The sequence below is a fragment of the Nocardia sp. NPDC058058 genome (assembly GCF_042885355.1).
GTDB lineage: Bacteria > Actinomycetota > Actinomycetes > Mycobacteriales > Mycobacteriaceae > Nocardia.
Map to the genome: position 1 here is coordinate 507,263 of NZ_JBHVSA010000002.1, position 20,024 is coordinate 527,286.

The following is a 20,024-nucleotide window of genomic DNA, read 5'->3' on the forward strand; positions in this document are numbered from 1 at the left end:
TCCATCCGGGCATCCGACACGATCCCGGCTTATAAACTGTGGCGTACCTATCATTACCATGAAAGGTGTCTGGGTCACAGTTTTGCCCCAACTGTGGCGGGCCTCACAGCACGGGCGTCACTATGCTCGGGAGATGGCTCTGGAATCCGGCTTCGATCGCCGCCGCCTGCCGCCCGGCACCCACGGCATCAATCCGGAGGACGTCGTGCACTCACAGCGCATGCGCATCTTCTTCGGCGTGCTGGAAGCCGTCTCCGAACGCGGCTACAACGCCACCACCGTGGCCGATATCGTTGCGCGCGCGGGGGTTTCGCGGCGCACCTTCTACCAGCTGTTCCGGGACCGGGACGAATGCTTCCTCGCCGCCTTCGAGGCCGCGGTCGACCTGGTCATCGAACAGCTCGACGAAAGTATCGCCAGCACACCGCATTCCGACTGGCGCACGCTCATCCACACCACGCTCGGCGAGTACCTGCGCGCGCTCAGCGACAACGCCGACTGCGCCCGCGCCCTGCACGTGGAATGCCTGGCCGCCGGACCCGTCGTCGCGGAACAGCGCCGCACCATGAAAAACCGTCTGGCACAGCGCATGCGGGCCGCCTTCCGCATCGGCCACGCCGCCGGCGACATCCCCGCCGAGATTCCCGACGACTTCTTCGACGCCCTCATCGGGGCCATCGACGACCGTATTCGCGACTGCATCCAGGGCCCTGGACCGCGGGCGCTGCCCGACCTCACCACGCACGTCTACCAGGTCACCATGGCCCTGTTCGGCGTGCCCGACCTGTCCCGGCAGCCCGAACCGGTCGTACCCCCGCGCTAGCGTGGGGGTTATGGCACTGACGTTGGAAGAACGACAGAGTTTTCTGGCCCAACCCCATATCGGCGCGTTCGCCGTCAACGACAAACCCGGGCGCGCGCCGCTGACCGTCCCCATCTGGTATCAGTACACACCCGGTGCCGAGCTGTGGATCATCACCGGTCCGGAGTCGCGAAAGATGCGACTGCTCAAAGAATCCGGACGCTTCAGCATGATGGCGCAGGTGCTGGAGCCGACCGTCCGCTATGTCACCGTCGAGGGTCCGATCGCCCGCATCACCCCGATGAGCGATGCGATGCACCACGAGATGGCGTCGCGCTATCTCACGCCCGACCAGGTGGACCGGTATATGAAGACCGCCGAATCCATCGGCGAGCAGGTCGCGGTCTACCTGACCCCGGAGCATTGGCTATCGGCCGACCTCGGCGGCCTCTGACCGCACCGGCCCGGCCGCGGATATGACGAAGGCCCGCCTCCACGGGGGAAGCGGGCCTTCGTATTTCGACTGTCGTCGAGGATGGAGCAGACCTTACTTGGCCTTCTCCAGCACCTCGACCAGACGCCAGCGCTTGGTGGCGGACAGCGGACGGGTCTCCATCAGCTGCACGCGGTCACCGATACCGGCGATCTCGTTCTCGTCGTGCGCCTTGACCTTCGAGGTGGTGCGGATGATCTTGCCGTAAAGCTTGTGCTTCACGCGATCTTCCAGCTCGACCACGATGGTCTTGGTCATCTTGTCGGAAACAACGTAACCGATGCGCACCTTGCGCTGGCCACGCTCTTCTGCCTTGGCCGGCGTCTTGGCCGGGCCCTTTACGTCGCTCATGCGGCGTCTCCCTTGCCTTGCGGACCGGAGGCCAGGCCGAGCTCGCGCTCACGCATGACCGTGTAGATGCGGGCGATCTCGTGACGGACCACACGCAGGCGACGATTGTTGGTCAGCTGACCGGTCGCCATCTGGAAGCGCAGGTTGAAAAGCTCTTCCTTGCCTTCGCGAAGCTTCGCGACGAGCTCTTCCTCGGTCAGCTCACGCAGCTCTGCTGCCGGATTAGCGGTAGCCATCAGAACTGCTCCTCTCGCGTCACGATCCTGCACTTCATGGGGAGCTTGTGCATCGCGCGGCGCAGGGCCTCACGAGCGGTCTCCTCGTTCGGGTAAGACATCTCGAACATGACCCGTCCGGGCTTCACGTTCGCGATCCACCACTCCGGCGAACCCTTACCGGAACCCATGCGGGTTTCGGCCGGCTTCTTGGTGAGCGGGCGATCGGGGTAGATGTTGATCCAGATCTTGCCGCCACGCTTGATGTGGCGGGTCATCGCGATACGCGCCGACTCGATCTGACGGTTGGTCACGTAAGCAGGCTCCAGAGCCTGGATGCCGTACTCACCGAAGGAAACCGCCGTGCCGCCCTTGGACATGCCCGAACGGCTCGGGTGGTGCTGCTTACGGTGCTTGACCTTGCGAGGCATCAACATAGGTCAGCCCTCCTGGGTCGTCTCAGCCGGAGCCTCCGCGACAGCAGTCGCGGCACGCCCGGCCTCAGTGCTGGTCGCGGTTGTGCCCTGGGCACCCGAACGACGCGGGCGGCTCGGCCGCTCACGACGCGGGCGATCACGGTCGCCGGCCGGCGCTGCGGTCGCGGTGACCTCACGCTTGCCACCGACGATGTCGCCCTTGTAGATCCACACCTTCACGCCGATACGGCCGAAGGTGGTGCGGGCCTCGTACAGGCCGTAGTCGATGTCCGCGCGCAGGGTGTGCAGCGGCACACGGCCTTCGCGGTAGAACTCCGAGCGCGACATTTCGGCGCCACCGAGGCGGCCCGAGCACTGCACGCGGATGCCCTTGACGTTCGGCGAACGCATGGCCGACTGAATGGCCTTACGCATCGCGCGACGGAACGCCACACGGTTCGACAGCTGCTCGGCCACACCCTGGGCAACGAGCTGCGCATCCGACTCGGGGTTCTTGACCTCGAGGATGTTCAGCTGCACCTGCTTGCCGGTGAGCTTCTCCAGCTCGGCACGGATGCGGTCGGCTTCGGCGCCACGACGGCCGATCACGATGCCCGGACGCGCGGTGTGGATATCCACACGGACGCGATCACGGGTGCGCTCGATCTCGACCTTCGAGATGCCCGCGCGCTCCATACCGGTGGAGAGGAGCTTGCGGATCTTGACGTCTTCGCCGACGTATTCCTTGTACTGCTTATCGGCGTACCAACGCGACTTCCAGTCGGTGGTGATACCGAGGCGGAAGCCATGGGGGTTGATTTTCTGTCCCATTTACTTTGCCCCTCCCTTCCGGCGGCTACGAGTGGCAGCGCCGGCAGTGGGCACGCTCTCGACCTCGATGGTGATGTGGCTGGTGCGCTTGCGAATCCGGAACGCACGGCCCTGGGCACGCGGCTGGAAACGCTTCATGGTCGCGCCCTCGTCGACAAACGCCGTCGAGATGACCAGGGTCGCCGGGTTCAGGCCGAGGTTGTTCTCGGCGTTGGCGGCCGCCGAAGCGACAACCTTGGCGACCGGCTCGCTGGCAGCCTGCGGGGCGAACCGCAGGATGTTCAGCGCGTCCTCGACACGCTTGCCGCGGACCAGGTCCACGACACGACGAGCCTTCATGGGCGTCACGCGCACGTGCTTGGCGGTTGCGCGCGCGGTCTGATTCTGAGTTTCAGTGCTCATCGCCGCTTGCTCTTCCGATCTTCCTTGACGTGGCTGCGGAACGTCCGCGTCGGCGCGAATTCACCGAGCTTGTGTCCAACCATGTTCTCGGACACGAACACCGGCACGTGCTTGCGGCCATCGTGGACCGAGAACGTGTGACCGATGAAATCGGGAATGATGGTGGAACGACGCGACCAGGTCTTGATGACCTGCTTCGTGCCCTTCTCGTTCTGAACGTCCACCTTCTTCAGGAGGTGGCCGTCGACGAACGGGCCCTTCTTCAGGCTACGTGGCATGTCTAACCTCCTCCTTAACGCTTCTTGCCGCGGCGGCGGACGATGAGCTTGTCACTGGGACGGTTGGGCTTGCGGGTGCGGCCTTCCGGCTTACCCCACGGCGAGACCGGGTGGCGACCACCGGAGGTCTTACCTTCACCACCACCGTGCGGGTGGTCGACCGGGTTCATGACGACACCACGGACGGTCGGGCGGACGCCCTTCCAGCGCATACGGCCGGCCTTGCCCCAGTTGATGTTCGACTGCTCGGCGTTGCCGACCTCGCCGATGGTGGCGCGGCAGCGCACATCGACGCGACGGATTTCACCGGAAGGCATACGCAGGACGGCGTAGGCGCCTTCCTTACCCAGCAGCTGAATGCTCATACCCGCGGCACGAGCCAGCTTGGCGCCGCCACCCGGACGCAGTTCGACCGCGTGGATGGTGGTACCGGTCGGGATCGAGCGCAGCGGCAGGTTGTTGCCGGGCTTGATGTCCGCGCCGGTGCCGGACTCGATCGGCGTGCCCTGGGCAATGCCCTTGGGCGCGATGATGTAGCGCTTCTCGCCATCAGCGAAGTGCAGGAGGGCGATATTGGCGGTGCGGTTCGGGTCGTACTCGATGTGAGCGACCTTGGCCGGGATACCGTCCTTGTCGAGGCGACGGAAGTCGATGACGCGGTAGGCACGCTTGTGGCCACCACCCTTGTGACGAGTGGTGATGCGGCCCTGGGCGTTACGACCACCGGTCTTGGTGAGCGGACGCAGCAGCGACTTCTCGGGGGTCGAGCGGGTGATTTCGGCGAAGTCCGAAACCGAAGCGCCACGACGACCCGGGGTAGTCGGCTTGTATTTACGAATTGCCATGAGTTCTTCTCTACTTTCTGGATTCCCAGGCGCTTACGCGACCGGGCCTCCGAAGATCTCGATGGGCTTGCTGTCGGCCGAGAGGGTCACGAGCGCGCGCTTGGTGTTCTTGCGCTTGCCGTAACCGGCGCGGGTCCGCTTGCGCTTGCCCTGACGGTTAGCGGTGTTGACGCTGGTCACCGTGACGCCGAAGACCTTCTCGACGGCAATCTTGATCTGCGTCTTGTTGGAGTCCGGGTGCACGATGAAGGTGTACGTACCCTCTTCGATCAGTCCATAGGACTTCTCGGAGATGACCGGCGCCAGCAGAATGTCGCGGGGGTCGGCGATCGTGGTCACTTGCTCTCCTCCTGTGCAGCTTCGGCAGGGCCGTGCACGAAGGCGTTGAGCGCCTCGACGGAGAAGATGACCTCATCGGCCTTCAGCACGTCATAGGTGTTCAGCTGATCGGGAGCGATCGGGTGCACGTTCTGCAGGTTCGCGACGCTCTTCCACGTGGCGATGTCCTCGCGGCCGACGACGATCAGGAGCTGCTTGCGGCTCGAAAGCTCGGCGAGGAAGCTCTTGGCGACCTTGGTCGACGGGGTCTGACCCGGGACCAGTTCGGTGATCACGTGGATGCGTTCGTTGCGCGCCCGGTCCGACAGGGCACCGCGCAGCGCGGCGACCTTCATCTTCTTGGGCAGACGCTGGCTGTAATCGCGCGGCTGCGGGCCGTGGACGGTGCCACCACCGGCGAACTGCGGCGCACGGGTCGAACCCTGACGGGCGCGGCCGGTGCCCTTCTGGCGGTAAGGCTTACGGCCACCACCGCGGACTTCACCGCGGGTCTTGGTGGCGTGCGTGCCCTGGCGAGCCGCTGCACGCTGGGCCACGACGACCTGGTGCATCAGCGCGATGTTGGCGGTTACGTCGAAGATCTCCGCGGGGAGCTCGACGGTGCCCTCGGTCTTGCCGCCAGCGGCCTTGACCGTGAGCGTCAGGTTGGTCTTGGTCTCGGTGCTCATGCCCGGGCACCACCCTTCACTGCACTCTTGACGATCACGACGTGGCCGCGACGGCCCGGGATCGCACCCTTGATCAGCAGCAGACCGTTTTCGGCATCCACCTTGTGGATCGTCAGGTTCTGCGTGGTCACGCGGTCGCTACCCATCCGGCCCGACATGCGCATGCCCTTGAACACGCGGCCGGGGGTGGAGCAACCACCGATGGAACCGGGACGGCGGTGCACAGCCTGCGCGCCGTGCGAGGCGCCCTGGCCCTTGAAGCCGTGACGCTTCATGGTGCCCGCGAAGCCCTTGCCCTTGGAGGTGCCCGTCACGTCGACGTAGCCACCCTCTTCGAACGCTTCCGCGCCGATTTCCTGGCCGACCTCGAAGGAAGCCACGTCAGCGACGCGGATCTCCGTGATGTGGCGGCGAGGGGTGACACCGGCCTTGGCGAACTGGCCGGAAACCGGCTTGTTCACCTTGCGCGGATCGATTGCGCCGTAAGCGATCTGGATGGCGGCGTAGCCATCGCGCTCGGCGGTGCGGATCTGGGTCACGACGTTCGGACCGGCCTTGACGACGGTCACCGGAACAACGCGGTTCTTCTCGTCGAAGACCTGGGTCATACCGAGCTTGGTTCCCAGGATGCCGGCAGCCGGCCTGCTCTTGTTGTCAGTCATATCTGGAATCCCCGTCACTGAATGTTGACGTCGACACTGGCCGGGAGGTCGATGCGCATAAGCGCGTCAACCGTCTTCGGCGTGGGGTCGAGGATGTCAATCAGCCGCTTGTGCGTACGCATCTCGAAGTGCTCGCGCGAGTCTTTGTACTTGTGCGGCGAACGGATGACGCAGTACACGTTCTTTTCGGTGGGCAACGGCACCGGGCCGACGACACGGGCACCGGTACGGGTCACCGTCTCGACGATCTTGCGCGCAGACGCGTCGATCGCCTCATGGTCGTAGGCCTTGAGCCTGATGCGGATCTTCTGTCCCGCCACGCTGAGTGTCCTTTTCTCCGCTTAACGTTTGTGCCCCAGGAGCTTTCGCTCCCGAAACACCCTCATTTGCACAGCCCGAACACACGAAGACGCATCAGCCACCACACGACCGGCCCACCTGGGACCTAATCCATCGCCGCTGTTCATCTGTCATGGTTCCGTCCGGTCCACGCGGTCGGGCGTGTCGCCCATCCGCTCATTCTTCGGCCCGAGTGATCTCTGAGCCTTGGAACCTTGTCCCGGAAGCACCCGCGCCTAAACGGCGAGGTACAAGAGTGGGTCTTGCTTCCCCGTCACCACCTGCGACTTTCCCATAGGAAGGCACAACTTGGTGCGGGCAACCTGAACAGTATGCCCCACGGCTATGGGGGACTTCAAATCGACCCCCCACCGCACCGGAAACGCGATGGGGCAGGTCACAACCGCCGACGCGAGTGACTCTTCAACCACGGGGTGTCGCCGCCCGGGCGCGTCGCATTGGGCGAAAACGCGGGCGCCGCAACGACGCCCGCGATAGCTCGATCAGGGCAGAATTTCGACAACCCGAACGGGGTAACCCGCGTTGAACTCGGGGTTGTACCAACCGATACCGAACACCCCGCGGCGCGCGGCGGCCTCGCCGACGACGTCCGGGACGCTCGCGTAGACGGATTGGTCATCCTGCGGCAGCCGCGAAGCGGGATCGATGACCATGAGCGTTTGGCCATCCGGAGCCACTCGGTCGAGCAGGCCCGGAATGGGGGTGCCGTTCAATGCGGCGGTCTCACCGCGGTCGAACAGGACCGCGAGGTAGACGCCGTTACCCGGATCGATGATCGGCGTGATCGCCGAGGCCGAGCCCGCTCCCGCGACGGTGGCGAACGCCGCTCCCGCCAAGGCGATTCCCAGCGCGGCGGCGGTGGTGCGAATACGCATGTTTTTCCGAACTCCATTTCCCCGACCCGTGCCGGCGAAATGTCGCCGGCCCCAGCCGCGCCCTTCACGCAGCGTTTCAACTTACCAAGCAACCGCTCGCTTTGCTGGTCGAGCTGGGGTTTGCCCGGTGGCTACTTCCGGATAACTTACTTTTGAGTAAGATACGCGGTATGACGAAAGAGACCGCCACCTACCGCGGCTGGAAGAAGCTGCCGGACAATCGGCTCGGCCACACCCTTTTCTCCCTCGGCATGGTCGCGCGCGTCCCCTACTTCGGCACCGTGCTCCCGACCGTGATCCGCCTGGAACCGGGACTGTGCGAGGTCACCGCGCCGAAGTGGTTCGGTATTCACAACCACCTGAGCACCTTTCACGCGATCGCCGCATGCAATCTCGCCGAGGTCGCCATGGGCATGCTGTCCGAGGCCACCGTCCCGGACACGCACCGCTGGATTCCCAAGGCCATGAACGTGCAGTACCTGGCCAAGGCCAATTCCAGCCTGCGCGCGGTGGCCAAGCTGCCCGAACTCCCCGACTTCCCGTCGATCACCGAGGGACAGAACCTGGTGGTTCCGGTCTCCATCTACGACAAGTCCGGCCTCGAGGTCGTGCACGCGGATATCACCACCTGGGTGACGCCGAAGTAGGGCATAACACTCGAAACCACCCCGCCCCGGACCTATCGGTTCCGGGGCGGGGCTGTTTGAATGCGAAGTATGAGTGGCCTGGCGGGTAATGGGGTGGCGGATGTCTGTGTCGTCGGGCTCGGGCCTACGGGGCAGGCGCTGGCGCATCGGGCCATGGCCGCCGGGCTGAAGGTCGTCGCGGTGGATCCGCGGCCGGAGCGATTGTGGCCGCCGACGTTCTCCTGCTGGATCGATGAACTGCCGGAGTGGTTGCCGCGCAGCGTGATTGCCAGCCGGGTCGAGCGTCCGGTGGTGTGGACCGAGGCCGAGCATGTGATCGATCGGCCGTACTGCGTGCTGTCCAAGCCGGGGCTGAAAGCCGCACTGGCCCTGGATGACGCGACGGTGATCACCGGGCGGGCCACCGTGGTCGAGGCGCATCTGGTGGAGTTGGCCGATGGCACCGAGATTCGGGCCGAGGCGGTGTTCGACACCCGCGGCCAGGCGGCGCCGGGTCAGCGCAGAACCGCTGCCGCGCATGGGATTTTCGTGCGCGAGGAAGTGGCCGCGCCGATGGTCACGCCCGGCGAGGGTCTGCTGCTGGATTGGCGGGACGAGAACGGCGCGGGCACGGGTGAGCCGCCGTCCTTCCTCTACGCCATGCCGCTGGGTGATGGCACCGTGGTTTTCGAGGAGACCAGCCTCGGCCTGCGCGGCGGTATGCCGCAGCACGAATTGCGCAAGCGGACGCTGCATCGGCTGGCGCGGCACGGGATTCGGCTGACGGGTGCCGAGCCCACCGAGGCCGCGCATTACCCGCTGGATGACGCCCCACCGAAAGCCGGTGCGGGACAGGTGATTCCGTTCGGCTCCCGGGGCGGGATGATGCACCCCTGCACCGGGTACAGCGTGGCGGATTCGCTGGCGCTGGTGGATACCGCCGTCGATGCCGTGCGCCGGGGCGAGGATCCGATCGCGGCGCTGTGGCCGTGGCAGGCGCGGCTGGTCTATTGGATGCGGATGCGCGGGGTGTACGGGCTGGGGCGGCTCACCACCGAACAGTCGATCTCGATGTTCGACGCGTTCTTCACCGGATCGCCGCGGCAGCAGCGCGCACTGCTGTCCGCCCATGACGATTACAGCGCGCTGGGCGGGGTGCTGTTCATGACGGTCGCGCGCACCTGGCCGTTCAACTGGCGCTACGACCTGGTCGGCTGGCGCAACCGAAATCGCTGGGTGGGTTGGGATTACGGCCGTCCCGAGCCGCGCGCCGAGTTGCCGGGGCAGCAGCAGACGCCTACGTCCTGAGCCCGGGCGCGTTTCACACCCAGTTCTCGATCCAGTACTTCCAGATGATGGGTGCGTAGCCGACCAGCGGCGGCACCTTGATATCGGTTCCGGCGAGCGCGGCCTGCGCCTGCCGGGAATCGAAGTGGCAGCTGAATTCGCTGTGCTCGATGACCTCGGCGGGTACGCCGACCTGGCGCAGCGCCCAGTTCATCCCGGGTACGCGCAGGCTCACGTCGAGGGTTTGCTTGGGCAGCACCTCCATCAGATGCGGTGCGCCCGCCTCGTCGGCGAAGAGGTTGAAGACCTCGGCGACGCTCTGTTCGCGCGGGTCGGACAGGTGGTAGGTGGCTCCCCCGCCGCCGGGCCGATGCGCGATGTGATCGAGCGCCCGCACCACGTAGTCGACCGGAACCATATTGGTGGTGCCGAGTTTCGGGGAGACCACGGGCAGGATGCGCGGCAGTTGCGCGGCCATGCGCAGCAGCCGGAAGAAGTAGTAGGGCCCGTCGATGCGGTCGATCTCGCCGGTGTGCGAATCGCCGATCACGATGGAGGGCCGGTAGATCCGCCACGGCACCCCGTCCTGATCGCGCACGGCCTTTTCGGCGTCGAGCATGGCGCGCTGGTAGGGCGAGCCGAGTACCTGTCCGACATCGCACATGTCCTCGGTGAACAATCCGTCCCAGCCGCCCGCGATCTGCACGGTCGAAACATGATGCAGCAGGCTCGCTTCCAGCCGCGCGGCGAGTTCGGCGATGCGCCGGGTGCCGCCGCCGGGTGCGACGGAGTCGAGTCCGGCGGCCAGGTGGAAGACGTGCTCGATCGAACCCCGGTGCGCGGCAATCCAGTCCGGGTCGATGCCGACACCGGGCGCGCTGAGGTCACCGCGTACGGCGCGCACCCGGTCGCCCGCGTCCCAGCCGCGCAGGCAGCGGTTGAAGCGCAGTACGGAGTCTTCGCCGGGGCGCACCAGTACGTGGACGTCGGCACCGTGTTTGAGGAGTTGAGGAACCAGGAACCGACCGATGAACCCGGTTGCCCCGGTTACCAGGTAAGCCATGCGCATACCCTAGCGTGACGCGCGCCACACTCTCACTGCGCCTCCGCAATCGGCTCAAAGCTCGCATGCGAGACGCATTTTCACACTCTGACCACCGCGGGAACGACGACGGGGCGGCACCCGGTGTGCACCGAGTACCGCCCCGAGTCAGCGAACGATCAGGCGCCGGTCTCGGCCGCCCGGCGGTAGCCGCGGATCGCCGGATACCCGAATACCAGCACCATGCCGACCGCCCACGCGACGGTCTTCATCAGCGGCATGGCGATCGGCCCGTCGTAGGCGAGCCCGCGCATGGCGTCGATCGCGGTACTCATGGGCTGGTTCTCGACGGTCTTCTGCAACCAGGTCGGGTACGCGAAGACCGGTACGAAACCGGTGTTGAAGAACATCAGCAGGGTATTGATGACGCCGATGACCTGCACCAGCAGCACGCCCTCGGTGATGGTGGCGATCGCGGTGACCAGCACCGCGAAACCGATGCCGAACAGCACCGGGATGAACAGCATGGCGATGGAAGCGGCTGGGCCGAACCAGAATCGGAAGCCCAGGCACAGACCGACCGCGAGCACGATCAGCGAGGTCGCCAGCACGCGGATGGCCTCGGCGAGCAGTCGCCCTGTGAGTCCGGCGGCCCGGTGCACGGGCATGGTGTAGAACCGCCCGAGCAGGCCGGTGACCTTCTCCTGTTTGAACCCGAGCGCGGACACCACCGATCCGGACATGGCCGCGACCAACATGACCATCGGCACGGTGCCGTAGATGCTGGGTTCGCCGGTGGCCGAGGTGATCGAATCACCCAGCACGATGCGGAACATGATCAGCGTGGCGGCCGGGTACACGATGGTCTGAATGGTGGTCGCGGGGTCGCGCGCCCAGCCGATCAGCAGCCGCTTGCATTGGACGAGGCTCTGTTCCAGCCACACCAGCATGGCGCGCTCATTGCGCGGGCGCACCTTGGGTAGCGGCTGATGCCCTGCCCAGGAACCTTTTTCGGCCGTTTCCACATCGCCCTCGAACGTGCCGGCCTCGACTACAGAACTCATGACCGCCTCATACTCGCCCAGACCGCGGCGGGGGTGAACAGCACCGCGGCGCCGACCACCCACAGCAGCGGCACCCAAAACACGTCCCAGGTCACGCCGTTCGCGGCCATATCGCGCATGGCGAAGGAGAACTGCGAGATGGGCTGATTGCGCACGAACGGCCGAACCCATTCGGGGAAGCCGGATTCGGGCACGAACCCGCAGGACAGCATGCCGAAGATGAGCGTCGGGAGGGTCAATGCCTGACTGAGTGATTCGGGGCTCTTGGTGAGGGAGCCGAGCGCGTCCGCGCCGATGCCGAGCACGGTGCCGACCGCGAGGGAGAAGGCGCAGAACAATACGGTCTGTCCCCAGCCGGCCACGAAGTGGAAGCCGATCGTATGGCCCCAGCCGATGGCGGCGGCCAGCGAGACGATGGACCGCACCATGCCCGCACTGATGCGCGAGAGCAGCGGCACCATCTTGCCGACCGGCATGGTCTGCAATCGGGTGTTGAATCCGGTCATGGCCTCGAACGCGGCCATCTGCGCATTGGACATCATGGTCACGGACATGGTCTGCAACACGATGATCGGCATGACGAACTGCGCGTAGTCGATACCGCGGAAGTTCATCACGTACTTGAGCGGCAGGTAGAAGCCGAGGGTCAGCACCAGCGGGGTGACGCAGGCGAAGGCGAGTTCACCCTTGGTGGCCATCACCCACAGGATGCGGCCGGTGAGCGCGCGCCACTGTCCGAAGCTGTTCGGCTTGGATTTGGGTAGTCCGGCGAAGAGATCGGCGCGCTCTACGGCGGGCGCGCTCATTGGGTGCCGCCCGAATGCCCGGTGAGCGAGAGGAACACGTCGTCGAGCGAGGGGCGGCGCAGTCCGATATCGGCGAGTTCGATTCCGGCGGTGTCGAGTCGGCGCAGCGCCTCGGCCAGCGTCGCGGCCCCTTCGGGCGCCGGAATCGAAAGGCGGTCGCCGCCATTGACTTCGGCGCGCACGCCGGCGGGCACGAGATCGCCGAGCGCGTCGGCGGCCCGGCTCAGGTGGGTCGGATCCAGCGGCACGACCTCGCAGTAGCTGCCGCCGGTCTTCTCCTTGAGCGCGTCCGCGGTGCCTTCGGCGATGACGGTGCCCTTGTCGATGACGATGATGTTGTCGCTGAGCACATCGGCTTCCTCGAGGTACTGCGTGGTCAGCAGTACCGTGATGCCCTGTGTCTTGAGCGCGTTGACCAGATCCCACACGCCCTGGCGGCTGCGCGGGTCGAGTCCGGTGGTGGGTTCGTCGAGGAACACCACTTCGGGTCGCACCACGAGTCCGCAGGCGATGTCGACGCGTCGGCGCATACCGCCGGAGTAGTGCCGGACGGCGCGGCGGCCCGCGCTGGTGAGGTCGAATTCCTCGAGCAGGGCGTCGGCGCGCTGGCGGGCGGCCTTGCGCGGCAGGCCCATGAGCCGTCCGAACAGTTCGAGGTTCTCGCGACCGGAGAGGTTCTCGTCGAGAGCGGCGTACTGCCCGGTCATCATGATGGACCGGCGTACCGCGGCGGCGTCCTTGCGCACATCGTGTCCGGCGACCTTGGCGATGCCCGAATCGGGACGCAGCAGGGTGGACAGGATCTTGACGCAGGTGGTCTTGCCCGCGCCGTTGGGTCCGAGGATGCCGAGCACCTGGCCGCGGGCGGCGGTGAAACTGATGCCCCGCAGGGCGTGCACGTCGCCGAACGATTTGCGTACGTCTTCGACGTATACGGCCGGTTCGCTCCCGTCGCGTACTGCTGTCACGGTTTGCGGCGAATCCGGTTTGTCCAAGCTCGGCATCAACTCTCCACTATCGGCTGGGCGGGCAATTCGAGTCGCCCCGGGCGGCGGGTCCCCACATCCCCTCGGGGATGATCCACTCCGTCGCGCGCGATGTTACCGGCCGTCCGGAAACTGGGTCGTTGCTTTGCCTCAGCAGTTGCCGGACAAACGTGACCTTGGCCACAAACCAATGGGTTTCCGAATAGCCGCTGATCCAGAGCCAGACCGGGCGGTCTGGTCGAATTTCCGCACCTTGTCCGGGGTGTGCGCGGAACCATAGTCTGACGAGGAGGGGAGTGTTTCGATGGCCACGAGAGGGTAACCATGGCCGAGTCTGCGCAGCAGCCACGGGCGGCGCGCACGGGAACGGGCCGCGCCAAGGTCCTTACTTCGTACGACCCGCGAACCGGGGAGGTCGTGGGTGATTTCGCGATTATGGGCGCCGGTGAGCTGACGCGCGCCGTGCGCGCCGCCCGCACCACCGAACAGTGGTGGGCGGCACTGGATTTCGCCGGGCGCAAGCGCTGGCTGCTGGATTGGAAGCGCGCCGTCGCGCGCGGTACCCGGGATCTGGTCGAACTGATCGGCAATGAGACCGGCAAACCGCGCCTGGACGCGGCCGTCGAGGTGACCCTGGCGGTCGAACATCTGGATTGGGTTGCCCGCCATGCCGAGCGGACGCTGAGCCGCACCACCCGCACCGCGACCCGGTTCCGCCGCGATCGGCCCGGCTCCATCGGGCAGTTGCCGCTGGGCGCGGTCGGCGTGCTCGGACCCTGGCACAATCCCGTTCTCGCGCCGATGAATTCGATCGCGAGCGCGATGGCGGCGGGTAATACCGTGGTGTTCAAACCCAGTGAGCTCACCCCGGGCGTCGGCGCCTGGCTGGCGGACAGCTGGAATCGGCTCTCTCCCAGTCAGCCTGTGCTGCAGGTGGTTACCGGCGACAGCGGCACCGCCGCCGCACTGTGCAAGGCCCAGCTGGACAAGATCGCCTACACCGGTTCGCTCGCGGGAGCGCGCGAGGTGACGGCGTTGTGCGCCCAGTCCGGCACCCCCCTGGTCATCGAACAGGGCGGTCGCGGGGCGATGATCGTGCAGGTCGACGCCCGGCTCGACACCGCCGCCGCGGCGGCCGTGCACGGTGCCATGGCGCATTCCGGACAGCATCCGGCCGGGGTGCACGTGGTCTACGTGGCCGACTCGGTGTACGAGCCGTTCCTGGAACTCGTCGCCGAGCAGGCCCGCGCGCTGCGTCCCGCCGCCGATCGCCGCGCCTCGTACGGGCCGATGGTGCTGGACGCGCAACTGGATGTGGTGCGCCGCCAGGTCCGGGACGCGCTCACCCGGGGCGGCCGTGCCGTGGTGGGCAGCCTGGAATCGATTCGCGAGCCCTATATCGAGCCGGTGGTGCTGACCGACGTCCCCGAAACCAGCATCGCCATTACCGGCGAGGCGGTGGGTCCGGTACTCGTGGTCAATCGGGTGGCCGATATGGATGAGGCGGCCGAACGCGTCAACGCGCCCGAAAGATCGCTGCCCGTAGCGGTTTTCACCCGCGATGTGCGCAGTGTCCCGGAATTCGCGGATCGGCTGCGCACCGGGTTGGTGACGGTCAACGCCACCCCCGTCTACGGCGTGAACGGTCCGGGTCGCATCCGCGATCCGAAGTCACTGCTGGAATTCTCCCGCTCGCAGTTGATTACCGAACAGCGGCACCGAGATCCGTTGGGCACCTTCGATAATCATCCACAGCGACTGCGTATGGCGCGAGCGCTATTCCGGCTCCGCCACCGCGTCTGATTCGGTCCCCAGCAGCACCGCGCTCATCAGCGCGCGCACCCGTGCGAGCTGCTGGGGGCGCGCATCGAAGCGCAGGCGACGGCCGACGTCGATGACCTGGCCGATGGCGGCATGCACCCGGAAGCGGGCCTCGACCTGATCGCCGTCCAGCAGGTTCGCCCATTCCAGCACGTTCTGCCGCTGGATCGAGCGCAGTCGATGCTGTTCGGAGGCGGGCAGATTGGAGAATTCGGCGAAGTACACCGGCAGGATCTCCGGCATGGCGAAGGTCATCCGGGCGAAGCGTTCGGCGATGCGGACCGCGGCGTCGGCGCGGCCGGTGGCCTCGGAGAGCGCTTCGGCATTGGCGATGGCCACGCGTTCGCCGGTGCGGTGGAAGGCGGCGGCGAGCAGATCGGCCTTACTGCTGAAGTAGCGGTAGACGCTGGAGGCGTTGATGCCCGCGGCCGCGCCGATCTCCTCGATGCTGGATTCGTGATAGCCCTGCCGGCCGAAGATCCGAATGGCCTCGGTGAGCAGCTGTTCGCGTTTGGAGATGACGGGCAGTCCGCGCACGATCGCGTCGCCGGTGACCGGCGGGGGCGGCGGGGGTAGTTCGGCGCGCAGGATGTCCCAGCAGATGTCGTTGAGCAGCGCCACGATTCGCGCGTTGGACAGTGCGGTGCGGTGTCCGGTGACGCTGCCGATGGCCGAGAGCACCGCGGCCGAGCGCAGCATGACATCGGCGGGATCGGCGTCGGGGTACAGCTCGGCGATGGCGGCGGCGACGGTCTCATGCAGTTCGGCGTAGATGACGCGAATGCGGGCGCGGTCATCGCGCTCCAGGTAGCGCCGTTCCCAGCGGTAGAGGCCGCCCTCGCGCCGCACCTCGATGGTGTACTCGGTAATGCCGCGGATCAGCGCGGTGAGTCGCGGTTCCGCTTCCAGCTTCGGATTGTCGGCGGCCTTGGCGGCGTCGAGGAGTTGCTGTGCGCCCATCTCCGCGGCGGCGACGAGCATGGCGTATTTATTGCTGAAGTGCCGGTACAGCGCGGGCCCGGAAATGCCGACCTCGGCGGCGATCTCGTCCACGCCGACCGGGTGATAGCCCCGCTCAGCGAATGCTCGGGCGGCCACGCCGACAATCTGGGCCTTGCGATTCTTGGGCCGTCGCCGGGGGCCGGGGTCGCCGGAAGGTCGCGCGGAAGCGAGTCCTGCTTCGCTGCGATCGGCGACCATGCACTTTCTCCTTCTCAACGGCACCGGCTGTTGACAGTGCCGGACGGATCCACCTAAGTTAACCACAATTCGCACAGCTGAACACATTGCGCCGCGATTCGCACCGCACGCAGAGCAGGAGCAGACATGAGCAACACTGCGACGACCCCGGGCTACACCGCTGTGCTGGACGGCCGGGTGCTGCGTGTCACCATCACGAATCCCAAGCGCAAGAACGCCCTGGACTACGACACCATGGTCGGGCTCGCGGGGACGGTGCTTTCGGCATATGAGAATCCGGCGGTCCGGGTGATCGTACTCACCGGCGACGGCGGCGACTTCTGCACCGGCGCGGATCTGGCCGCCGCGCCGGGCGAGAAGACGCGCGGCATCACCCCGGAAATGACCATGGACGCGGCGAACTCCATGATCAAGGCGATCGTGGACGCGCCCATCCCGGTGATCGCCCGGGTGCGCGGCGCGGCCGCCGGTGTCGGCGTGGCGTTCGCGCTCGCCGCCGATCTCACCTATGCCTCCGAAGAGGCGTACCTGCTGCTGGCATTCATCAATATCGGCCTCATGCCGGACGGCGGTGCGGCAGCGATGGTGGCGGCCGCGGCCGGTCGCCCGCTGGCCGCCGAAATGGCGTTGCTGGGCGATCGCCTGCCGGTCGCCGAAGCCGTGCGCCGCGGCCTGATCACCGGCGTCTACAGCGCGGCCGAGCTCGATGCGAAGGTCGAAGCCGCCGCGGCCAAGCTCGCGCACGGCCCCCGCCGCGCCCTCGAACTCACCAAGCGCGCTCTCAACACGGCGACCCTGACTTCCCTCGACGCCGCCTTGGCAGCCGAAAAGACCGGCCAGACAGAGCTTTTGCAGGCCCCCGACTTCGCCGAGGGCGCGGCCGCCATGCTCGGCAAGCGCAAGGCCGTCTTCGCCGAATAGCGGAATTGCTTCGCGCCGTGTGGATCCCGGCCAAAAACATGCCGGGATGACGAGGGGATGCGCATCACCCGTCATCCCGGCGCGCTTTTGGCCGGGATCCACACCTGCGACTGCGGCCTACTTTCCAGTGACCGTCAGGTAGATCAGGGCCACGTTCAAGGCCGAGATGATCAGGGCGACCAGCCAGGCCAGGGCGGTGGTGAGACGCGGGTTGACGTCATCGCCCATGAGGTTGCGATCGGCGGTGAAGCGGACCAGGGGTATCAGGGCGAAGGGGATGCCGAAGGACAGCACCACCTGCGAAATGATCAGGGCCTGCGTGGGATCCACGCCGATGGCGAGGATGACCAGGGCCGGGATCAGTGTGATGAGGCGGCGGACCAGCAGCGGAATGGTCCGGTTGAGCAGGCCCTCCATGATCATCGCGCCCGCGTACGCGCCGACCGAGGTGGAGGCGAGGCCGGAGGCAAGCAGGCCGATGGCGAGCAGCAGTCCGGCGGCGGGGCCGAGGGTGTCCCGCACCGCGGCGTGCGCGGATTCGAGCGAGTCGACATCCTCGCGCCCGCGCAGGGTTCCGGCGGCCATGAGCAGCATGGCCAGGTTGACCGTACCCGCGAGCAGCATGGCCAGGCCGACGTCGTAGCGGGTGATGCGCAGCAGCCGGGCGCGCGCCGGACCCGGTTCCGGGCTGCCGTGCCGGTCGCGGGCGAGCGCGGAATGCAGGTAGACCGCGTGCGGCATGACGGTCGCGCCGATCATGGCGGCGGCCAGCAGCACGCTCTCGCTGCCGTCGAAGCGCGGCACCAGCCCGCCGATGGTCCCGGACGCCGAGGGCGGTGAAATCACCACCGAGGCAAGGAATCCGATGGCGATGACCGCGAGCATGCCGGTGATGACGCGTTCGAACGGCTTCTGTCCGCGCTTGTTCTGCACCAGCAGCAAGCCGAGCGAGACGATGCCGGTGATGACGCCGCCGAGCAGCAGCGGCAGGTTGAACAGCAGTTTCAGCGCGATGGCCCCGCCGACGACCTCGGCGAGATCGGTTGCCATGGCGACGGTTTCGGCCTGCGCCCAGTAGGCGAGCCGGGTTTTGCGACCGGCCTTGTCGCGCACCGCTTCCGGTAGCGACATGCCGGTGACGAGGCCGAGTTTGGCGGACAGGAATTGCACCAGTCCCGCCATCACATTGGCCATGACGATGACCCAGACCAGCAGGTAGCCGAATTTGGCTCCGGCGCTGATATTGGATGCCACATTGCCGGGGTCGACGTAGGCGATGGCGGCGACGAAGGCCGGGCCGAGCAGGACCGTGGCCGATCTCGCTCGCTGGAACGTCGAGCGCGGTTCGGTCAGGCTGGTACTCACAACAATAGTTTAAGGGTTACCGAACTTTTTGTTGAGAGCTACCCCAGAAAAAAGACCGGAGCTGTTACCGGACACACAGAAAGAGACCGACCCGGCGGTTTCGCCACCACCCACCCCGCCCAACAACGCCGAATGCCCCGGCGTATTCGCCGGGGCATTCGTCTCGTATCGTTCAGCGGCTCACGGCCGCCGGGGGTGGATCTCAGACACCGAGCCCGCGGGCCAGCACCGGCCACGAGTTGATGAACTCGTCATTCCAGTAACCCCACGAGTGGGTTCCGGTGGCGCGGAAGTTGTAGGTCGCCGGAATGCCCAGCGAGTCCAGCTTCGCCTGCAGGTTGTGCGTGCAGTAGTTGGTGCCCGCCTCGATGGCGCCGCCGATGATCAGCTGGTTGGCCAGACCGTAGGCGCCGGGCAGTGCGTACGGACCGTTGAGCGCATCGTACTGACCGGGCAGGCCGCTGCCCGAGGAGATGTAAAGGTCGGTGCCACGCAGCTTTTCGGCGTGGATGACCGGATCGTTCTCGGCCCAGGCCGGGGAATCCTCGGGGCCGTGCATGTTCTCGAGCTTGCCGCCACCCCAGGTCTCGACGGTGAGGCGCATGAACTCGCGGCCGACCGGATCGGCGAACTGCGCGCAACCGCTGTAGGCGGCGGCCGCGCGGAACAGACCGGGCTTGGCCTCGGGCAGCGAGAGCACGGTGGTGCCGGAGGTGGAGATGCCCGCGATGGCGTTGACGCCATTGGTGCCGAGCGCGCCGTCGATCAGCGGGGGCAGTTCCTCGGTGAAGAAGGTCTGCCACTTGTTGCGGCCCAGGGTCGGGTCGTCGTCCTGCCAGTCCTGGTAGTAGCTCCACTTACCGCCGATGGGCTGGACCACGTTGACGTTCTTGTCGGCGAGGAAGCCGTTGACGATATTGGTCTTCTTCTGCCAGGAGGCGTCGTCCTGACCGCCGCCCGCGCCATTGAGCAGGTACAGCGTGGGGCGCGCCTCGGAGGCGTCGGCCGGACGCTGCACATCGACGGGGTAGGTGGCGTCCATGGCGGCGGAGTAGACGTACAGCCGAATGTTGCGGCCGTCCTTCATTTCCGCCTTGGTGATCTTCGATCCGTCCGGTGCGACGGGATCGGCGAGCAGCTTCTTGCTGTCGATGATCGGGTCGGCCGAGGCACTCGGCCCGCCGACGCCGGCCACCAAGCCGGTCAGCACTGCCGTTGCGGCGAGCAGGGCGGCGGTTCGGGCACCGCGCCGACGACCACCGAGCCCGTTCCGGACAGTTCGACGAATCAATGTTCACACCTTCGCGTTGGTTCGTTAGTGCCGGTCCTACCACCGTGCGGCACACTGCCGCCCCAGTACCCAACCTTG

At 66.5% G+C, this 20,024-nt stretch carries 25 protein-coding genes; 6 read left to right on the top strand and 19 right to left on the bottom strand.

Annotation, left to right across the window (positions count from 1 at the left end; genetic code table 11):
* Positions 1 to 133: 133 nt before the first annotated feature.
* Complete coding sequence (locus ACFVUS_RS17215; protein ID WP_387766726.1) at positions 134 to 823, top strand: TetR/AcrR family transcriptional regulator; 690 nt, start codon at positions 134 to 136, stop codon at positions 821 to 823.
* Positions 824 to 833: 10 nt separating this feature from the next.
* Positions 834 to 1,256 carry a pyridoxamine 5'-phosphate oxidase family protein gene (locus tag ACFVUS_RS17220; protein ID WP_387766728.1) on the top strand — a complete coding sequence of 141 codons (423 nt, stop codon included), beginning with the start codon at positions 834 to 836 and terminating at the stop codon, positions 1,254 to 1,256.
* Positions 1,257 to 1,349: 93 nt separating this feature from the next.
* Here the strand turns inward: ACFVUS_RS17220 and rpsQ are convergent, their stop codons facing one another.
* The 12 genes from rpsQ to ACFVUS_RS17280 all read right to left on the bottom strand — a co-directional run bounded on the left by rpsQ (position 1,350) and on the right by ACFVUS_RS17280 (position 7,537).
* Positions 1,350 to 1,646, bottom strand: coding sequence for a 30S ribosomal protein S17 (gene rpsQ / locus ACFVUS_RS17225; protein WP_067571127.1), 297 nt, complete (start codon positions 1,644 to 1,646; stop codon positions 1,350 to 1,352).
* Positions 1,643 to 1,882 carry a 50S ribosomal protein L29 gene (gene rpmC, locus ACFVUS_RS17230; RefSeq protein WP_364641136.1) on the bottom strand — a complete coding sequence of 80 codons (240 nt, stop codon included), beginning with the start codon at positions 1,880 to 1,882 and terminating at the stop codon, positions 1,643 to 1,645. The genes rpsQ and rpmC overlap by 4 nt, the downstream gene beginning before the upstream one ends.
* The gene (rplP, locus tag ACFVUS_RS17235) at positions 1,882 to 2,298 is read right to left on the bottom strand and encodes a 50S ribosomal protein L16 (RefSeq protein ID WP_067571123.1); all 417 of its coding nucleotides are present in this window, start codon (positions 2,296 to 2,298) and stop codon (positions 1,882 to 1,884) included. The genes rpmC and rplP overlap by 1 nt, the downstream gene beginning before the upstream one ends.
* Before the next feature lie 3 nt (positions 2,299 to 2,301).
* A complete protein-coding gene (rpsC, locus tag ACFVUS_RS17240; RefSeq protein WP_067571121.1) occupies positions 2,302 to 3,108 on the bottom strand; it encodes a 30S ribosomal protein S3 in 807 nt (268 codons plus the stop codon).
* Positions 3,109 to 3,510: a 50S ribosomal protein L22 gene (gene rplV, locus ACFVUS_RS17245; RefSeq protein WP_067519526.1), complete on the bottom strand. Its 402-nt coding sequence runs from the start codon at positions 3,508 to 3,510 to the stop codon at positions 3,109 to 3,111.
* Positions 3,507 to 3,788: a 30S ribosomal protein S19 gene (gene rpsS / locus ACFVUS_RS17250; RefSeq protein WP_364641140.1), complete on the bottom strand. Its 282-nt coding sequence runs from the start codon at positions 3,786 to 3,788 to the stop codon at positions 3,507 to 3,509. The genes rplV and rpsS overlap by 4 nt, the downstream gene beginning before the upstream one ends.
* A 14-nt stretch (positions 3,789 to 3,802) precedes the next feature.
* Positions 3,803 to 4,633, bottom strand: a complete 831-nt coding sequence (rplB, locus tag ACFVUS_RS17255) for a 50S ribosomal protein L2 (protein ID WP_387766734.1) — start codon at positions 4,631 to 4,633, stop codon at positions 3,803 to 3,805.
* 33 nt (positions 4,634 to 4,666) lie between these two features.
* Positions 4,667 to 4,972, bottom strand: a complete 306-nt coding sequence (gene rplW, locus ACFVUS_RS17260) for a 50S ribosomal protein L23 (RefSeq protein WP_309231514.1) — start codon at positions 4,970 to 4,972, stop codon at positions 4,667 to 4,669.
* Positions 4,969 to 5,640 carry a 50S ribosomal protein L4 gene (rplD, locus tag ACFVUS_RS17265; protein WP_387766738.1) on the bottom strand — a complete coding sequence of 224 codons (672 nt, stop codon included), beginning with the start codon at positions 5,638 to 5,640 and terminating at the stop codon, positions 4,969 to 4,971. The genes rplW and rplD overlap by 4 nt, the downstream gene beginning before the upstream one ends.
* Positions 5,637 to 6,302 carry a 50S ribosomal protein L3 gene (rplC, locus tag ACFVUS_RS17270; RefSeq protein WP_387766741.1) on the bottom strand — a complete coding sequence of 222 codons (666 nt, stop codon included), beginning with the start codon at positions 6,300 to 6,302 and terminating at the stop codon, positions 5,637 to 5,639. The genes rplD and rplC overlap by 4 nt, the downstream gene beginning before the upstream one ends.
* Positions 6,303 to 6,316: 14 nt before the next feature.
* Positions 6,317 to 6,622, bottom strand: a complete 306-nt coding sequence (rpsJ, locus tag ACFVUS_RS17275) for a 30S ribosomal protein S10 (protein ID WP_003938093.1) — start codon at positions 6,620 to 6,622, stop codon at positions 6,317 to 6,319.
* A gap of 522 nt (positions 6,623 to 7,144) precedes the next feature.
* On the bottom strand, positions 7,145 to 7,537 hold the full coding sequence (locus tag ACFVUS_RS17280) for a hypothetical protein (RefSeq protein WP_387766744.1): 393 nt from the start codon (positions 7,535 to 7,537) through the stop codon (positions 7,145 to 7,147).
* Between the two features lie 170 nt (positions 7,538 to 7,707).
* Between ACFVUS_RS17280 and ACFVUS_RS17285 the strand changes: the two genes are divergently transcribed.
* The gene (locus ACFVUS_RS17285; RefSeq protein ID WP_364641153.1) at positions 7,708 to 8,184 is read left to right on the top strand and encodes a hotdog fold domain-containing protein; all 477 of its coding nucleotides are present in this window, start codon (positions 7,708 to 7,710) and stop codon (positions 8,182 to 8,184) included.
* Between the two features lie 69 nt (positions 8,185 to 8,253).
* Positions 8,254 to 9,471 (top strand): lycopene cyclase family protein, encoded by a 1,218-nt coding sequence (locus tag ACFVUS_RS17290; protein ID WP_387766748.1) that lies wholly within the window; start codon positions 8,254 to 8,256, stop codon positions 9,469 to 9,471.
* Positions 9,472 to 9,484: 13 nt separating this feature from the next.
* On the opposite strand, the gene ACFVUS_RS17295 is transcribed toward ACFVUS_RS17290, so the two are convergent.
* From ACFVUS_RS17295 to ACFVUS_RS17310, 4 genes are all read right to left on the bottom strand, one after another.
* Positions 9,485 to 10,513 carry an SDR family oxidoreductase gene (locus ACFVUS_RS17295; RefSeq protein WP_387766751.1) on the bottom strand — a complete coding sequence of 343 codons (1,029 nt, stop codon included), beginning with the start codon at positions 10,511 to 10,513 and terminating at the stop codon, positions 9,485 to 9,487.
* A gap of 158 nt (positions 10,514 to 10,671) precedes the next feature.
* The gene (locus ACFVUS_RS17300) at positions 10,672 to 11,556 is read right to left on the bottom strand and encodes an ABC transporter permease (protein WP_387766754.1); all 885 of its coding nucleotides are present in this window, start codon (positions 11,554 to 11,556) and stop codon (positions 10,672 to 10,674) included.
* Positions 11,553 to 12,362 (bottom strand): ABC transporter permease, encoded by an 810-nt coding sequence (locus ACFVUS_RS17305; protein WP_387766757.1) that lies wholly within the window; start codon positions 12,360 to 12,362, stop codon positions 11,553 to 11,555. The genes ACFVUS_RS17300 and ACFVUS_RS17305 overlap by 4 nt, the downstream gene beginning before the upstream one ends.
* The gene (locus tag ACFVUS_RS17310) at positions 12,359 to 13,366 is read right to left on the bottom strand and encodes an ATP-binding cassette domain-containing protein (RefSeq protein ID WP_387766760.1); all 1,008 of its coding nucleotides are present in this window, start codon (positions 13,364 to 13,366) and stop codon (positions 12,359 to 12,361) included. The genes ACFVUS_RS17305 and ACFVUS_RS17310 overlap by 4 nt, the downstream gene beginning before the upstream one ends.
* Positions 13,367 to 13,672: 306 nt before the next feature.
* On the opposite strand from ACFVUS_RS17310, the gene ACFVUS_RS17315 reads away from it, so the two are divergent.
* Positions 13,673 to 15,151 carry an aldehyde dehydrogenase family protein gene (locus tag ACFVUS_RS17315; RefSeq protein WP_387766763.1) on the top strand — a complete coding sequence of 493 codons (1,479 nt, stop codon included), beginning with the start codon at positions 13,673 to 13,675 and terminating at the stop codon, positions 15,149 to 15,151.
* Here the strand turns inward: ACFVUS_RS17315 and ACFVUS_RS17320 are convergent.
* The gene (locus ACFVUS_RS17320; protein WP_387766766.1) at positions 15,125 to 16,369 is read right to left on the bottom strand and encodes a TetR/AcrR family transcriptional regulator; all 1,245 of its coding nucleotides are present in this window, start codon (positions 16,367 to 16,369) and stop codon (positions 15,125 to 15,127) included. The genes ACFVUS_RS17315 and ACFVUS_RS17320 overlap by 27 nt on opposite strands.
* A 126-nt stretch (positions 16,370 to 16,495) precedes the next feature.
* Here ACFVUS_RS17320 and ACFVUS_RS17325 point away from each other — a divergent pair, with 126 nt between their 5' ends.
* Positions 16,496 to 17,290 carry an enoyl-CoA hydratase-related protein gene (locus tag ACFVUS_RS17325; RefSeq protein WP_387766769.1) on the top strand — a complete coding sequence of 265 codons (795 nt, stop codon included), beginning with the start codon at positions 16,496 to 16,498 and terminating at the stop codon, positions 17,288 to 17,290.
* Between the two features lie 117 nt (positions 17,291 to 17,407).
* Here ACFVUS_RS17325 and ACFVUS_RS17330 read toward each other — a convergent pair whose 3' ends face one another.
* Together ACFVUS_RS17330 and ACFVUS_RS17335 are read right to left on the bottom strand one after the other, a co-directional pair.
* Positions 17,408 to 18,655 carry an Nramp family divalent metal transporter gene (locus tag ACFVUS_RS17330; protein ID WP_375962917.1) on the bottom strand — a complete coding sequence of 416 codons (1,248 nt, stop codon included), beginning with the start codon at positions 18,653 to 18,655 and terminating at the stop codon, positions 17,408 to 17,410.
* A gap of 202 nt (positions 18,656 to 18,857) precedes the next feature.
* On the bottom strand, positions 18,858 to 19,883 hold the full coding sequence (locus ACFVUS_RS17335; RefSeq protein ID WP_387769921.1) for an alpha/beta hydrolase: 1,026 nt from the start codon (positions 19,881 to 19,883) through the stop codon (positions 18,858 to 18,860).
* Between the last annotated feature and the right edge of the window lie 141 nt (positions 19,884 to 20,024).

What these genes read in the sequence shown, in the direction of transcription:
- ACFVUS_RS17220 (WP_387766728.1), top strand. Translation starts at nt 834, where the DNA reads ATGGCACTGACGTTGGAAGAACGACAGAGTTTTCTGGCCCAACCCCAT.
- ACFVUS_RS17325 (WP_387766769.1), top strand. Translation starts at nt 16,496, where the DNA reads ATGAGCAACACTGCGACGACCCCGGGCTACACCGCTGTGCTGGACGGC.
- ACFVUS_RS17290 (WP_387766748.1), top strand. Translation starts at nt 8,254, where the DNA reads ATGAGTGGCCTGGCGGGTAATGGGGTGGCGGATGTCTGTGTCGTCGGG.
- rplP (WP_067571123.1), bottom strand. Translation starts at nt 2,298, where the DNA reads ATGTTGATGCCTCGCAAGGTCAAGCACCGTAAGCAGCACCACCCGAGC.
- rpmC (WP_364641136.1), bottom strand. Translation starts at nt 1,882, where the DNA reads ATGGCTACCGCTAATCCGGCAGCAGAGCTGCGTGAGCTGACCGAGGAA.
- ACFVUS_RS17300 (WP_387766754.1), bottom strand. Translation starts at nt 11,556, where the DNA reads ATGAGTTCTGTAGTCGAGGCCGGCACGTTCGAGGGCGATGTGGAAACG.
- ACFVUS_RS17320 (WP_387766766.1), bottom strand. Translation starts at nt 16,369, where the DNA reads ATGGTCGCCGATCGCAGCGAAGCAGGACTCGCTTCCGCGCGACCTTCC.
- rplV (WP_067519526.1), bottom strand. Translation starts at nt 3,510, where the DNA reads ATGAGCACTGAAACTCAGAATCAGACCGCGCGCGCAACCGCCAAGCAC.
- ACFVUS_RS17215 (WP_387766726.1), top strand. Translation starts at nt 134, where the DNA reads ATGGCTCTGGAATCCGGCTTCGATCGCCGCCGCCTGCCGCCCGGCACC.
- ACFVUS_RS17285 (WP_364641153.1), top strand. Translation starts at nt 7,708, where the DNA reads ATGACGAAAGAGACCGCCACCTACCGCGGCTGGAAGAAGCTGCCGGAC.
- ACFVUS_RS17315 (WP_387766763.1), top strand. Translation starts at nt 13,673, where the DNA reads ATGGCCGAGTCTGCGCAGCAGCCACGGGCGGCGCGCACGGGAACGGGC.
- rpsQ (WP_067571127.1), bottom strand. Translation starts at nt 1,646, where the DNA reads ATGAGCGACGTAAAGGGCCCGGCCAAGACGCCGGCCAAGGCAGAAGAG.
- rplC (WP_387766741.1), bottom strand. Translation starts at nt 6,302, where the DNA reads ATGACTGACAACAAGAGCAGGCCGGCTGCCGGCATCCTGGGAACCAAG.
- ACFVUS_RS17305 (WP_387766757.1), bottom strand. Translation starts at nt 12,362, where the DNA reads ATGAGCGCGCCCGCCGTAGAGCGCGCCGATCTCTTCGCCGGACTACCC.
- rplB (WP_387766734.1), bottom strand. Translation starts at nt 4,633, where the DNA reads ATGGCAATTCGTAAATACAAGCCGACTACCCCGGGTCGTCGTGGCGCT.
- rpsS (WP_364641140.1), bottom strand. Translation starts at nt 3,788, where the DNA reads ATGCCACGTAGCCTGAAGAAGGGCCCGTTCGTCGACGGCCACCTCCTG.
- rpsC (WP_067571121.1), bottom strand. Translation starts at nt 3,108, where the DNA reads ATGGGACAGAAAATCAACCCCCATGGCTTCCGCCTCGGTATCACCACC.
- ACFVUS_RS17280 (WP_387766744.1), bottom strand. Translation starts at nt 7,537, where the DNA reads ATGCGTATTCGCACCACCGCCGCCGCGCTGGGAATCGCCTTGGCGGGA.
- ACFVUS_RS17295 (WP_387766751.1), bottom strand. Translation starts at nt 10,513, where the DNA reads ATGGCTTACCTGGTAACCGGGGCAACCGGGTTCATCGGTCGGTTCCTG.
- rplD (WP_387766738.1), bottom strand. Translation starts at nt 5,640, where the DNA reads ATGAGCACCGAGACCAAGACCAACCTGACGCTCACGGTCAAGGCCGCT.
- ACFVUS_RS17310 (WP_387766760.1), bottom strand. Translation starts at nt 13,366, where the DNA reads ATGCCGAGCTTGGACAAACCGGATTCGCCGCAAACCGTGACAGCAGTA.